This is a genomic window from Pseudooceanicola sp. NS-SX8, assembly GCF_057380755.1.
The window spans coordinates 3,487,739-3,500,848 of sequence record NZ_CM170819.1 but is presented as its reverse complement, the minus strand read 5'-3'; the positions used below and the strand labels follow the sequence as shown (position 1 = coordinate 3,500,848).

The window sequence follows — 13,110 nt, the reverse complement described above, 5'->3', positions numbered from 1 at the left end:
GCTCGAAATGCAACCTGCAAGAGATTCCTACGCTGACCACTCAGTCAATACGACATAAGGGTGAGGCCGCAATTTGCCGCCCGTTTCTGAACAAACCCGGAACGGCCCCTTCCGTCCGGCCCCGGTACAGGTTATCTTTCGGGGATGAGCAGTTACTCCGAAGACGACGCATTCGAAGCGGCCAGCCAGCCCCCCCGTACGCCCCTGTCGCAGCGGGCGATGCAGGCGGCGCGCCCCGCGACCTATCTCGACGATCTCAACCCCGCGCAGCGCGAGGCGGTGGAGGCGCTGGATGGTCCGGTGCTGATGCTGGCAGGCGCCGGTACGGGCAAGACCAAGGCGCTGACCTCGCGCATCGTCCACCTGCTCTCCACCGGGCGCGCCCGCCCGAACGAGATCCTTTCGGTCACCTTCACCAACAAGGCGGCGCGGGAAATGAAGCTCCGCGTCGGCCGCCTTCTGGGCGAGGCGGTGGAGGGCATGCCCTGGCTGGGCACTTTCCACGCCATCTGCGTCAAGCTGCTGCGCCGCCACGCCGAACTGGCCGGGCTGAAGTCCAACTTCACCATCCTCGACACAGACGACCAGATCCGTCTGCTCAAGCAGCTGATCGTCGCGGCCAACATTGATGAAAAACGCTGGCCAGCCAGGCAGTTGGCGGGCCTCATCGACAGCTGGAAGAACCGCGCCTGGACCCCGTCGAAGGTCCCCGCGTCAGAGGCGTCGGCCTACAACAACCGCGGGACGGAACTCTACGATCAGTATCAGACCCGCCTGCGGGAACTGAACGCGGTCGATTTCGGCGACCTGCTGCTGCACATGGTGACGATCTTCCAGGCGCATCCGGACGTGCTGGAACAATACCAGCGCTGGTTCAAGTACATCCTGGTGGACGAATACCAGGATACCAACGTGGCGCAGTACCTCTGGCTGCGCCTGCTGGCGGGCGGTCACAAGAACATCTGCTGCGTCGGTGACGATGATCAGTCGATCTACGGCTGGCGCGGCGCAGAGGTGGGCAACATCCTGCGGTTCGAAAAGGATTTCCCCGGCGCCAAGACCGTGCGCCTGGAGCAAAACTACCGGTCGACCCCGCATATCCTGGCCGCCGCCTCCTCCGTCATCGCAGGCAATGAAAACCGCCTGGGCAAGACCCTGTGGACCGACAAGCCCGAGGGGGAAAAGCTGCGCCTGATCGGCCACTGGGATGGCGATGAGGAAGCTCGCTGGATCGGGGATGAGATCGAGGCCCTGCAGAAGGGCACGCGCGGCCTGCATCCCTATTCGGCCGACGACATGGCGATTCTCGTCCGCGCCTCCCACCAGATGCGCGCCTTCGAAGACCGTTTCCTGACGATCGGCCTGCCGTACCGCGTCATCGGCGGCCCGCGTTTCTACGAACGGCTCGAGATCCGCGATGCCATGGCCTATTTCCGGCTCGTGACCTCGCCCACCGATGACCTTGCCTTCGAACGTATCGTCAACACGCCGAAGCGCGGTCTGGGCGACAAGGCCCAGCAGAAGATCCAGATGGCGGCGCGGGCCAATGGCACCTCGCTGCTGGATGGCGCGCGGATCCTGCTGCAGGATCAGGGGCTTACGGGCAAGGGCGCGGCACAGCTTTCGCGCTTCGTCGACCTGATCGACCGCTACCACGAGGTCGCCCGCCTGCAGGCCACGGCGCTGACCCTGGCGGATGAAGACGACGTCGTGATGGACGAAGACCGGCCCCAGGCGCCCTTCAGCCATATCGAACTCGCGGAGCGCCTGCTGGACGAATCCGGCTACACGGAGATGTGGCAGAACGACAAGACGCCAGAGGCGCCGGGCCGTCTGGAAAACCTCAAGGAACTGGTCAAGGCGCTGGAAAACTTGGACAACCTTCAGGGGTTCCTCGAGCACGTCGCGCTGATCATGGACAACGAACGCAACGACGACGCCGAACCCAAGGTCTCCATCATGACCCTGCACGCGGCCAAGGGCCTGGAATTCCCCGTGGTCTTCCTGCCCGGCTGGGAAGACGGCCTCTTCCCCTCGCAGCGCTCCATGGATGAAAGCGGCCTCAAGGGGCTGGAGGAAGAGCGCCGCCTGGCCTACGTCGGCATCACCCGCGCCGAGGAACTCTGCACGATCTCCTTCGCCGGCAACCGCCGCGTCTTTGGCCAATGGCAGAGCCAGCTGCCCTCCCGCTTCATCGATGAGCTCTCCGAAGAGGATGTGGAGGTTCTGACGCCCCCGGGGCTCTATGGTGGCGGCTTCGGCGCTGCCTCGGGTGGCTCGGTCCAGTCCGGCATGGAAACCCGCATGGCGGAGGCAAACGTCTACAACTCCCCCGGCTGGAAGCGTATGCAGGCGCGTGCCTCCGACCGGCCGGTATCGCAGCCCCGTGAAACGCGTGGCTCGGTCATCGACATGACTGCGACCTCCTCCCACACCGTGGGTGAACGGGTCTTCCACCAGAAGTTCGGCTATGGCGAGATCATCGGGGTTGAAGGCGACAAGCTGGAGATTTCCTTCGAGAAATCCGGCGTGAAGAAGGTGGTCGCGAAATTCGTCACCAATCCGGACGACGTGCCCTTCTGAGACCGGGTGAGGGAGGGGGCTTTGCCCCCCGCCTTCGGCTCCCCCCAGAGTATTTTCAGCCATCGAATGGAGGAAGGGCGGTAGCGCAGGCGAGCCGCCGTCGCATCTGCGAACCTCATGGGGCGTCCCGTGGGGAGGGCACCCTGTTCCATTCGATGGCCGGAAATACTCTGGGGGTGAAGGGCGCGCGCAGCGCGGCCGAGGGGGCAAGGCCCCCTTCTTTTCAAGCGATGTCCTGGAAACCGATCCCCTGAAAACGAAAAACCGCGGTGCCCAGGGAGGAGGAGAGGGCACCGCGGTCATTCAACGCTGGCCCAGGGAGGAGGAGAGGGCCGCGTATCGGATCCAAGCGTCCGGCGGGAGCAGGGAGGAGGAGAGCTCCCGCCGGTCTTGGCATCACCGCTCAGGGAGGAGGAGAGAGCGGCGAATAGGAGGGGAAGGACCTTCCGGAACGTCCCCGTGATGGGTCCGGAGATGCCAGGGAGGAGGAGAGGCATCTCCGGGATACAACGAACGCTCAGGGAGGAGGAGAGAGCGTCCGTATCTGGTCGTCAGTGTCCGGCGGGAGCAGGGAGGAGGAGAGCCCCCGCCGGTCCTGACATCACCGGCCAGGGAGGAGGAGAGGCCGGCGAATATGTGGGGAAGGACCTTTCGGAACGTCCCCGTGATGGGTCCGGAGATGCCAGGGAGGAGGAGAGGCATCTCCGGGATACAACGAACGCTCAGGGAGGAGGAGAGAGCGTCCGTATCTGGGGTCAGTGTCCGGCGGGAGCAGGGAGGAGGAGAGCTCCCGCCGGTCCTGACATCACCGGCCAGGGAGGAGGAGAGGCCGGCGAACTGTTGGAGCGTTCAGCTCCGGTGTAGGTGCGAGGGTGCCAGGGAGGAGGAGAGGCACCCTCGCCAGTCTCAGTGGCCCAGGGAGGAGGAGAGGGCCGACTGATCCCAACTTTCGTTACGCGGAGGTGCCGTAGGCTTCCTCGTATGCGATCGACTTGATCATCGAGCGGTGCAGGCCGAGGTCCTTGAGCTCCCGGTTGGAGAGAGCGGACAGTTCGGCCACACAGCGACGATACTTGCTGTATTTGGCATAACGGACGGCGACGCCGCCGAAGACCTTGGAGAAGCCTTGCTGGGCTGCTGCGCCAGCGGGGGTGTGCACTGCATATGCCATCTTACTCATCCTTCACGTAACGATCTGAAAGTCGTTAAATCCGTTGCGTCAGTTTTGCATCTTTCCGAGGTCTGCCTTGTTGGCGCTAACTTCGTTGGCTGCTTGACCGCCGCTGTTGAGACTGAATTTACGGATTTGCTGCGTTTGCACAATGGCCGGTTCCTCAACGCCGCTATGCAGAAGGTGCATAAGAGTTGCTGACGTAAAGTCGATGGAAAAATCTGCACGGTTTTTGGGCGGAATATGTACGGCGCCCAGGGAAATAAGCCCTCGAAGAACGCTTGATAAATCAGCGACATCATTCGTGCACATATGTTGTTTTGTCGGAGGTTAGCGGAAACGCCGCGCCGCAGGGCAGGGTGCCCGGGGCAGTTTCCAAACCGCTTTGGGGATCATTTCATGCTGCGCTGCAGCAAGGCATTCTGCGCCCGCATGGCACGCGCAACCCGCTGTTCGGGCCCGCCCCTGTTCCCGCCCTTGTCCCCGCCTGTAAAATGCGCACCTTAGGTTCAGCCCTCGGAAGGAGAGAAAAGTGCCTGTCACACGTGACCAGATTCTGGCGGAACTGAAGCGACTCACGCTGCCTGATGGCGGAAACCTCGTCAGTCGCGACATGGTGCGCGCGCTGACGGTGGACGGTGAAACCGTCCGTTTCGTCATAGAGGCCCCCGATTCCGCCACCGCCCGAAAGATGGAGGCGATCCGCGCCGCCGCGGAGGAGCTCGTCTCGGCCCTGCCGGGTGTTGCCCGCGTCTCCGCCGCGCTGACCGCCCACGAAGATCGCCCCGCGCCCGGCGCGGCCCCGCGCGCAGCTGCGCCCTCCGGCCAGCCGCCCAGCCTCAAGATCGGCGGTCATCCGAAGCCTCAGACGGCGCCGATGAAGCCGGCGGGCGTGAAGCGCGTGCTGGCCATCGGCTCCGGCAAGGGTGGGGTGGGCAAATCCACAGTCTCCTCCAATCTCGCCGTCGCCCTGGCGAAGCAGGGCCGCCGTGTCGGTCTGCTGGATGCCGATATCTACGGCCCCTCGCAGCCGCGCATGATGGGCGCGTCGAAGCGTCCGGCCTCGCCCGATGGCCAGACGATCGAACCGCTGACGGCCCATGGCGTCACCCTCATGTCCATCGGCCTGATGCTGGAGGAGGGCAAGGCGGTGGTCTGGCGCGGTCCGATGCTGATGGGCGCGTTGCAGCAGATGATGACCCAGGTGCAGTGGGGCGAACTGGACGTGCTGCTGATCGACCTGCCGCCGGGCACCGGCGATGTGCAGCTGACCCTGGGCCAGCGGTCCGCCCTGGATGGCGCCGTCATCGTCTCCACCCCGCAGGACGTGGCGCTGATTGATGCGCGCAAGGCGATGGACATGTTCAATACGCTGAAGGTGCCGCTGGTCGGCATGGTGGAGAACATGGCCTCCTTCATCTGCCCCGCCTGCGGGCATGAATCCCATCCCTTCGGTCATGGCGGCGTCGCTGCGGAGGCAGAGAAGCTGGGCGTGCCCTTCCTCGGCGCGCTGCCGCTGGATCTGGAAACCCGCCTTGCTGGCGATGGCGGCACCCCCGTCGCGCTGCAGGATGGCCCTCAGGCAGAGGCCTACGCGGCCCTCGCGGCCCGGCTGGTGGAACGTGACCTGGCCTGAACGCGGCCTGCGGGGTGCCTGTGATGCGCCCGTGATGCGCCAATGATGCGGGGCAGGGCCGCGCAGCGACAGTAATAGATGTATGGGGATCCGATGCGCCCCGCCGGTTCCGGCGGGGCGTTTTCACGTGGCGCGCGTCTTGTGCCAGGGCCTGTTCTGGCGCCTCTGCGGGCGTCTTGGGGCTGCCTGTGGTGGCGCGGGGCGGCCCATGGCGCCGGATCCCGTGCCCTCCCGTGTGATCCGGACTGGTGCCGGGGGCGGCGACGTTCCATCGGGTGCCATGAAATCCCCGCCCGATCTCTCTCCCGCCCTCCGGCTACGGCGCGGGATCGCGGCGAATCACCTCGGCGTGACGGCGGGAACCGGCCCGATCCGGGGCCCGAAGAGGGAATCGCCAGGGGCCGTTAACCCCGTTTCGAGTCCTCTTCGGGCAGCTGGCGGGAACTGAATGGACTTGCGTGGGATTTCATGGGCTGGGATCGTATGGGCGGAAGTCACCGCAATATCTGGTATCTCGGATGGGGTGGGGCGCAAATTGAGCCCGATTTTCACTCCGGAGTGAGATGATGTGACCCCACATCTTGTCTTTCGGACCCTGTTGAGACTACATTTTCCCTCGAATTCCCGTAAAAACCATTTGCGTTCCATGAAGTCCCATGGCAACCATGTTTGCAGATGAGGACGGGGACTTAAGAGGCGTCAGACCTCGCAAGACTTCCCAAGGCAGTGAGTAGTACAGGCACCCCCACTTCATCGCAAAAACCAGAGATCCGGCGCGCGGGGCGAGCAGACATCCCCCCAGGTGGCCGCGCGTAGTCGGACAACCCCGGAAACGGGACGAGGGCGGCGGATAGGGCATGTGGCAGCAGCCCCTATCCGCCGTTTTCCGTTCCAGGGAAGCGTATCTGGAGAATCACGTCAAGGGGGACAGGCAACGGGCAGGGCCTTGAGCGAAAAGAGGTTCACGGGCGAAGAGGAGTTCAAGGTGGACTCCAAGGGTCGGGTTTCCATCCCGGCCAAGTTCCGTACCGTGCTCGAATCCCAGGATCCCGAATGGGCCCCCGGCAAGACCGCCAAGATGTACGCGGTCTTCGGTGGCCACCTCGACGGCTACGTCGAATGCTATTCCGCCGAAACCATGTCCGAAACGGTCGAGATGATCCTGCGCATGCCGCAGGCGGCGCCGCGCACCAAGATGATGCGCCGCTGGTACATCTCCCAGTCCACGGATTTCGCCATCGACGACACCGGCCGCATCGTGCTGCCGGCCAAGCTGCGCGAAAAGATCGGCGTGGCGCAGGGCGGCAACGTGCTGTTCGCCGGCGTCGGCAAGACCTTCCAGATCTGGCGCCCCGATGCCTACGAGGCGATGGTGGCCGAGCAGGAAGAGAAGATGCTGGCAGAGGAAGAGGATTTCGATCCCGAAGCCCTGCTGGACGAACTGCGTGCCGCCTCTCCGGGCGGGGAGGGCTGAGCCATGGCCGAAGGTCCCACCCCCAAACCCAAACCTGCCGGAGCCCCCCATGTTCCGGTCCTGCTGCGCCCCCTGCTGGCGGCCGTGGCACCCGTTTCCGGCACCTGGATCGACGGCACCTTCGGCGCGGGCGGCTATGCCCGGGGCCTGCTGGATGCCGGCGCGGACCGCGTGATCGGTATCGACCAGGATCCGCTGGCCCTGCAGATGGCCGAAAGCTGGTCCGGCGCCTACGGCGACCGCCTGAGCGTGGTGCAGGACAACTTCGCCAACCTTGATGAGGTCGCGGCCGAACATGCGCCCGAGGGGCTCGACGGTGTCGTGCTCGACCTCGGCGTTTCCTCGATGCAGCTCGACCTGGCCGAACGCGGCTTCTCCTTCATGCGCGACGGGCCGCTCGACATGCGCATGTCGCAGTCCGGCCCCTCCGCCGCCGACCTGGTCAACGAGATGGAAGAAGAAGCGCTGGCCAACGTGCTCTTCCTCTACGGAGAGGAGCGCGCCTCGCGCCGCATCGCCAAGGCCATCCTCCGTGCCCGCACCGAGGCGCCCATCACCACCACCCTGCAGCTGGCGGAAATCATCGAACGCTGCCTGCCGCGCCAGAAGCCGGGGCAAAGCCACCCGGCCACGCGCTCCTTCCAGGGGCTGCGCATCGCGGTGAATGACGAATACGGCGCCCTGGCCGAAGGGCTGATGGCCGCCGAACGCGCGCTGAAGCCCGGCGGCAAGCTGGCCGTCGTGTCCTTCCATTCCATCGAAGACCGCATGGTGAAGCGCTTCTTCCAGCTGCGCACCGGTTCCAGCGGCAACGTCAACCGCTATGCCCCCGTGCAGGAGGCAGAGGCCGCGGCCTTCACCCAGCCCACGAAAAAGGGCATCGGCCCCGATGAGCAGGAGCTGGAGGAGAACCCCCGTTCCCGTTCCGCCCGCCTGCGCGTCGGCATTCGCACCGACACACCCGCAGAAGAGATCGACCGCGCCGCCATGGGCATGCCCGGCGCCGCGAAACCGAAGGGGAAAAGACGATGAAGACCTTCCTCTACGTGCTCTCCGCCCTGGCCGTCATCGGCCTGGCCTTCTGGGCCTACCAGGAGAATTACCGGACGCAGAAGGCGATCTCGACCTCCGAACGCCTGCAGTCCTCGATCGCCGATGCCCGCGCCCAGCTGAACATGCTGCGCGCCGAATGGGCCTATCTGAACCGCCCCGACCGGCTGCGCGAACTGGCGGAGATCAACTTCCCCGACCTGCAGCTGCAGCCGCTCGACCCGTCGCAGTTCGGCAAGATCACCCAGGTCCGCTTCCCGCCCCAGCCGGCGCCGGAGATCGTCTTCAACAACCCCGTCGATGTCTCCTCCCTCGGGCCCGCGCCCGACCAGGTGATCGCCGGCACCCAGCCGGGGGATGGCCAGTGAACCGCACGCCCCTCCGCCCGCTTGCCCGCATCCTCGAAGCCCGCGCCCGGGGTGAAAACCCCGACGTGATCGAGAAGGAGAACATCCGCCTCCGGCACGAGGCGATGCGCGACACCTCCCGCGCGCGGGCCGAAACCCGGCTTCTGGTGCTGGGCATGGCCTTCTTCTGTGCCTTCTCGGTGATCGGCCTGCGCATGGGCGTCATGGCCGCCTCCCAGGGGGAGGAGCCGCGCGTGGCCAGCAACGCCACGCCGCCTGCCGTCCAGCGGGCAGAGATCCTGGACCGCGACGGCCGGATCCTCGCCACCAACATGGAAACCTACGCGCTCTACGCGCACCCGCAGCAGATGATCCACCCGGTCCGCGCCGCGCAGGAACTGGCGAAGATCTTCCCGGAACTGGACGAGGCCGCGCTTGAACGCCGCTTCACCGGCAAGGGGAAATTCTACTGGATCCGCCGCACGCTTTCGCCCGAACAGCAGCAGGCGGTGCATGACATCGGCGAACCGGGCCTGCACTTCGGCCCGCGCGAAATGCGCCTCTATCCCAACGGGGCCGTGGCGGCCCATATCCTGGGCGGGACCTCCTTCGACAAGGAAGGCACCTCCTGGGCAGAGTTGAAGGGCTCCGGCGGGCTGGAACATGAATTCGACGAACGGCTGACCGATCCGGCGCAGGCGGGCACGCCCCTGCGGCTTTCCCTCGACCTGACGGTGCAGGCGGCGCTGGAACAGGTTCTGTCGGGCGGCATGAAGCTGATGAATGCCAAGGGCGCGGGCGCCGTCCTGCTGGACGTGAACACCGGCGAAGTCGTGGCCCTGGCCAGCCTGCCGGACTTCGACCCGAACGACCGGCCCCACAACCCGACCTCCGGCCACCCCGACGACAGCCCGCTCTTCAACCGCGCGGTGCAGGGGACCTATGAACTGGGCTCCGTCTTCAAGGCCTTCACCATCGCCGAAGTGCTGGAAGAGGGCATCGCGACCCCCGACACGGTGATCGACATCCGCGGCCCGATCCGCTGGGGTCGCTTCTCCATCTCCGATGACCACTACATCGGCAAGGAAGCCGACGTGCGCACCATCCTGGTCGAAAGCTCCAACATCGGCACGGCGCGGCTGTCGCAGCAGATCGGCGCGGAGCGGCAGCAGGTCTTCCTGCGGCGCCTGGGCCTGATGGATCCCTCTCCGCTGGAACTGTCGGAGGCCGCAGCGACCGCCCCCAAGACCCAGTCGAACTGGTCCGAGCTGACGACGATGACCGTGTCCTACGGCCACGGCATGTCGGTCTCCATGATGAACGTGGCCGCCGCCTATGCCGCGATCGCCAATGGCGGGCGCCTGCTGAAACCGACGCTGCTCAAGCGCACCACGCCGCCCGAAGGCACCCGCGTGATGTCCGAACAGACCGCCGCCCAGGTCCGCCAGCTGCTGCGTGAAGTCGTGACCGAAGGCACCGCCTCCTTCGCCGATGTCGAAGGCTACGAGGTCGGCGGCAAGACCGGCACCGCGAACAAGCTCAAGCCCACCGGCGGCTACTACGAGGACAAGACGATTTCGACCTTCGCGTCGATCTTCCCGGCGTCCAAGCCGAAATACGCGCTGATCCTCATGCTGGACGAAGCCGAAACCTTCATCGCGGGGCAGAACCGGCGCACTGCGGGCTTCACCGCCGTGCCCGTCGCGGCAGAGGTGATCCGGCGGATCGGGCCGCTCCTCGGCCTGCGGCCCGCCGTTGAACCCGCCCCTGCGGCTGCTATAACCCTGACATCGAACTGACCGTCGAACAGGCGGTCCGGGCAGGGGCTCCAGACCCCGGAAAGGCAGCGGCGCATGGCACGGGAAACAGGCGGTTCTGAGGCAGGGCGCAGCGGCGGCGACGGGGCGAAATCCCTTGCCGACCTGGGCCTGACCGCACGCGGCGGGCGCGAGGCGCGCATCACCGGCCTGGCCGTCGACAACCGGGAGGTCGAACCCGGTTTCCTCTTTGCCGCCATGCCCGGCACCCGCATTCACGGCGCCACCTACATCGCCTCCGCGCTGGAGGCCGGCGCCACCGCCGTGCTGACCGATGCAGAGGGCGCGCGGATTGCCGCCGAGGATCTGGCGGGCACCGAAACCGCCCTCGTCGTGGCAGAGGATCCGCGCCAGGCCCTGGCCTGCACCGCGGCCCTTTGGTTCGGGGCGCAGCCACCTGTGATGGCGGCGGTGACCGGCACCAACGGCAAGACCTCCGTCGCGACCTTCCTGCGCCAGATCTGGCAGCAGCTGGGCCATCAGGCGATCAACCTCGGCACGACCGGGGTGGAGGGCGATTTCTCCTGGTCGCTGAGCCATACCACGCCCGAACCCATCACCCTCCACCGGATCCTCGCCCAGGCGGCGGCCTCCGGTGTCACCCATTGCGCGATGGAAGCCTCCTCCCACGGGCTCTCGCAGCGGCGGCTGGACGGCATCATCCTGTCGGTCGGGGGCTTCACCAACCTGACGCAGGACCATCTGGATTATCACCCCACCCTGGATGCCTACTTCGAGGCAAAGGCCTCCCTCTTCACCCGGGTGCTGGCACCCGAAGGGCACGCCGTGATCAACCTCGACGGCGAACGCGGGGTGGAAATGGCCGACCGGGCAGAGGCGCGCGGCCTGGACGTGCTGACCGTGGGCCAGCACCCGGATGCGGAAATGCGCCTGCTGGCACGCCGCTTCACCCCCGAAGGCCAGGTGCTGCGCGTGGGTTTCAACGGGCAGGAATACCAGGTGCCGCTGAACCTGATCGGCGACTTCCAGGGGGAAAACGTCCTGCTGGCGGCGGGGCTTGCGCTGCTGTCGGGCGACGGCCCCGATGATGTCTTCGCCGTGCTGCCCCGCCTCGATGGCGTGCGCGGCCGGATGCAACTGGCCGCGACCCGTGCCAACGGTGCGGCGATCTTCGTCGACTACGCCCATACCCCCGATGCGGTGTCCACCGCGCTGCAGGCGCTGCGCCCGCATGTCATGGGCCGCATCCTCGCCATCGTCGGCGCCGGCGGCGACCGCGACCGCACCAAGCGTCCGCTCATGGGGCAGGCGGCGGCGGAAAACGCCGATCTGGTTTTCGTCACCGACGACAACCCCCGCTCCGAAGACCCCGCCGCGATCCGCCAGGCCGTGCTCATGGGCTGCCCCGACGGGGTGGAGGTGGGCGACCGCGCCGAAGCGATCCTGCGCGCCGTCGATGCGCTCGGCCCGGGCGACGCGCTGCTGATCGCCGGAAAGGGCCATGAAACCGGCCAGACGGTGGGCGACACCGTCTATCCCTTCGATGATGTCGAACAGGCCTCCGTCGCCGTCGCCGCCCTCGACGGGAGGCTCGCGTGAGCGCGCTCTGGACCGCGGCAGAGGCCGCAGCCGCCACCGGAGGCACCCCGCAGGGGGACTGGTCCGTCACCGGCGTCTCCATCGACACCCGCACCCTGGCGCCCGGCGACCTCTTCGTCGCGCTGAAGGCCGCCCGCGACGGGCATGACTTCGTGGCCCAGGCGCTGTCCGCCGGGGCAGGGGCCGCCCTTGTCACCCACCGGCCCGACGGCGTGGCCGAGGATGCGCCCCTCCTCGTCGTGCCCGATGTCCTGCAGGCGCTCGAAGGGCTGGCCCGCGCCGCCCGCGCCCGGATGAAGGGCCGCGTCGTGGCCGTCACCGGCTCCGCCGGCAAGACCTCCACCAAGGAGATGCTGCGCGATGTCTTCTCCGCCCAGAAGAAGACCCACGCGGCCGAGGCCTCCTACAACAACCACTGGGGCGTGCCGCTGACCCTGGCGCGCATGCCCGCCGATACCGAACTGGCCGTGATCGAGATCGGCATGAACCACCCCGGTGAAATCGCGCCGCTGACCCGCCTGACCCGGCCCCATGTCGCCATGGTCACCACCGTGGTCGCCGCCCACCTCGAAGCCTTTGACAGCATCGAGGCGATCGCCCGCGAAAAGGGCTCCATCTTCGAAGGGCTGGAACCGGGTGGCGTTGCCGTGCTGAACGGGGATCTGGGCACCACGCCGATCCTGGTGCAGGCCGCGCGCGACGCCAAGGCCCGCATCCTGCGCTTCGGCGAAAGCCGCAATTGCCACCACCGCCTGATGCAGGTCACCCTGGCCGAGGATTGCCTGGTCTGCGAGGCCCGGGCCTGGCGCACGCCGGTGACCTGGAAGATCCAGGCGGCGGGGCGCCACTTCGCGCTGAACTCCCTTGCGGTGCTGGCGGTGGCCCATGTGCTGCGCCTGGACCGCGCGCTGGCGCTGGCGGCCCTGGGCCGCTGGGTGCCGCCGCCGGGGCGCGGGCTGCGCCAGTGGCGCATCCTGGACCCGCTGGAACGCGCGCTGTCCTTCGAACTCATCGACGACGCCTTCAACGCCAACCCCGCATCGATGGGCGCGGCGCTGGATGTGCTGGCGGCCTCCAAGCCGCGCGACAACCTGGGGCGCCACAGCCACGGCCGCCGCATCGCGGTGCTGGGCGAAATGCTCGAACTGGGCGAGGACGAGCTGCAGATGCACCGCGCCCTGGCCGATCACCCGGCGCTGGAACGGATCGACATGATCCATTGCGTCGGCGCGCGCATGAAACCCTTCTACGAAGCGCTGCCGATGCACCAGCGCGGCCGCTTCTGTGACACCGCCGCGCCGCTGGCCGATCATGCCGCCCGGCTGGTCGACGCCGGCGATGTCATGCTGGTCAAGGGCTCCAAGGGCTCCCGCGTTTCGACCGTGGTTGACGCCCTGCGCAAACTGAGCCATCCCGCCGACGACTGAATTCCCCGAACCACACGACCGAAGCTCTCCGAAAAGGACGTCCCC

At 66.8% G+C, this 13,110-nt stretch carries 10 protein-coding genes; 8 read left to right on the top strand and 2 right to left on the bottom strand.

Annotated features, from left to right (window positions below; translation table 11 throughout):
• The first annotated feature begins 144 nt into the window (after positions 1–144).
• Entirely contained in the window at positions 145–2,583 is a 2,439-nt protein-coding gene (locus tag AC2IR1_RS16065) for an ATP-dependent helicase (RefSeq protein ID WP_486472981.1), read from the top strand.
• Positions 2,584–3,535: 952 nt separating this feature from the next.
• Here the strand turns inward: AC2IR1_RS16065 and AC2IR1_RS16060 are convergent.
• Both AC2IR1_RS16060 and AC2IR1_RS16055 read right to left on the bottom strand, forming a co-directional pair.
• Entirely contained in the window at positions 3,536–3,754 is a 219-nt protein-coding gene (locus AC2IR1_RS16060) for a DUF1127 domain-containing protein (protein ID WP_486472980.1), read from the bottom strand.
• Between the two features lie 48 nt (positions 3,755–3,802).
• Entirely contained in the window at positions 3,803–4,066 is a 264-nt protein-coding gene (locus AC2IR1_RS16055; RefSeq protein ID WP_486472979.1) for a hypothetical protein, read from the bottom strand.
• A gap of 220 nt (positions 4,067–4,286) precedes the next feature.
• Here AC2IR1_RS16055 and AC2IR1_RS16050 point away from each other — a divergent pair, with 220 nt between their 5' ends.
• From AC2IR1_RS16050 to AC2IR1_RS16020, 7 genes are all read left to right on the top strand, one after another.
• Positions 4,287–5,390, top strand: coding sequence for an Mrp/NBP35 family ATP-binding protein (locus AC2IR1_RS16050; RefSeq protein ID WP_486472978.1), 1,104 nt, complete (start codon positions 4,287–4,289; stop codon positions 5,388–5,390).
• Positions 5,391–6,336: 946 nt separating this feature from the next.
• Complete coding sequence (mraZ, locus tag AC2IR1_RS16045; protein WP_486472977.1) at positions 6,337–6,864, top strand: division/cell wall cluster transcriptional repressor MraZ; 528 nt, start codon at positions 6,337–6,339, stop codon at positions 6,862–6,864.
• Between the two features lie 3 nt (positions 6,865–6,867).
• The gene (gene rsmH / locus AC2IR1_RS16040) at positions 6,868–7,896 is read left to right on the top strand and encodes a 16S rRNA (cytosine(1402)-N(4))-methyltransferase RsmH (RefSeq protein WP_486472976.1); all 1,029 of its coding nucleotides are present in this window, start codon (positions 6,868–6,870) and stop codon (positions 7,894–7,896) included.
• Complete coding sequence (gene ftsL, locus AC2IR1_RS16035; protein WP_486472975.1) at positions 7,893–8,282, top strand: cell division protein FtsL; 390 nt, start codon at positions 7,893–7,895, stop codon at positions 8,280–8,282. Before rsmH ends, ftsL begins: the two co-directional genes overlap by 4 nt.
• Entirely contained in the window at positions 8,279–10,060 is a 1,782-nt protein-coding gene (locus tag AC2IR1_RS16030) for a peptidoglycan D,D-transpeptidase FtsI family protein (protein WP_486472974.1), read from the top strand. Before ftsL ends, AC2IR1_RS16030 begins: the two co-directional genes overlap by 4 nt.
• A 54-nt stretch (positions 10,061–10,114) precedes the next feature.
• Entirely contained in the window at positions 10,115–11,638 is a 1,524-nt protein-coding gene (locus AC2IR1_RS16025) for a UDP-N-acetylmuramoyl-L-alanyl-D-glutamate--2,6-diaminopimelate ligase (RefSeq protein ID WP_486472973.1), read from the top strand.
• Positions 11,635–13,065 (top strand): UDP-N-acetylmuramoyl-tripeptide--D-alanyl-D-alanine ligase, encoded by a 1,431-nt coding sequence (locus AC2IR1_RS16020; protein WP_486472972.1) that lies wholly within the window; start codon positions 11,635–11,637, stop codon positions 13,063–13,065. Before AC2IR1_RS16025 ends, AC2IR1_RS16020 begins: the two co-directional genes overlap by 4 nt.
• Positions 13,066–13,110 lie beyond the last annotated feature (45 nt).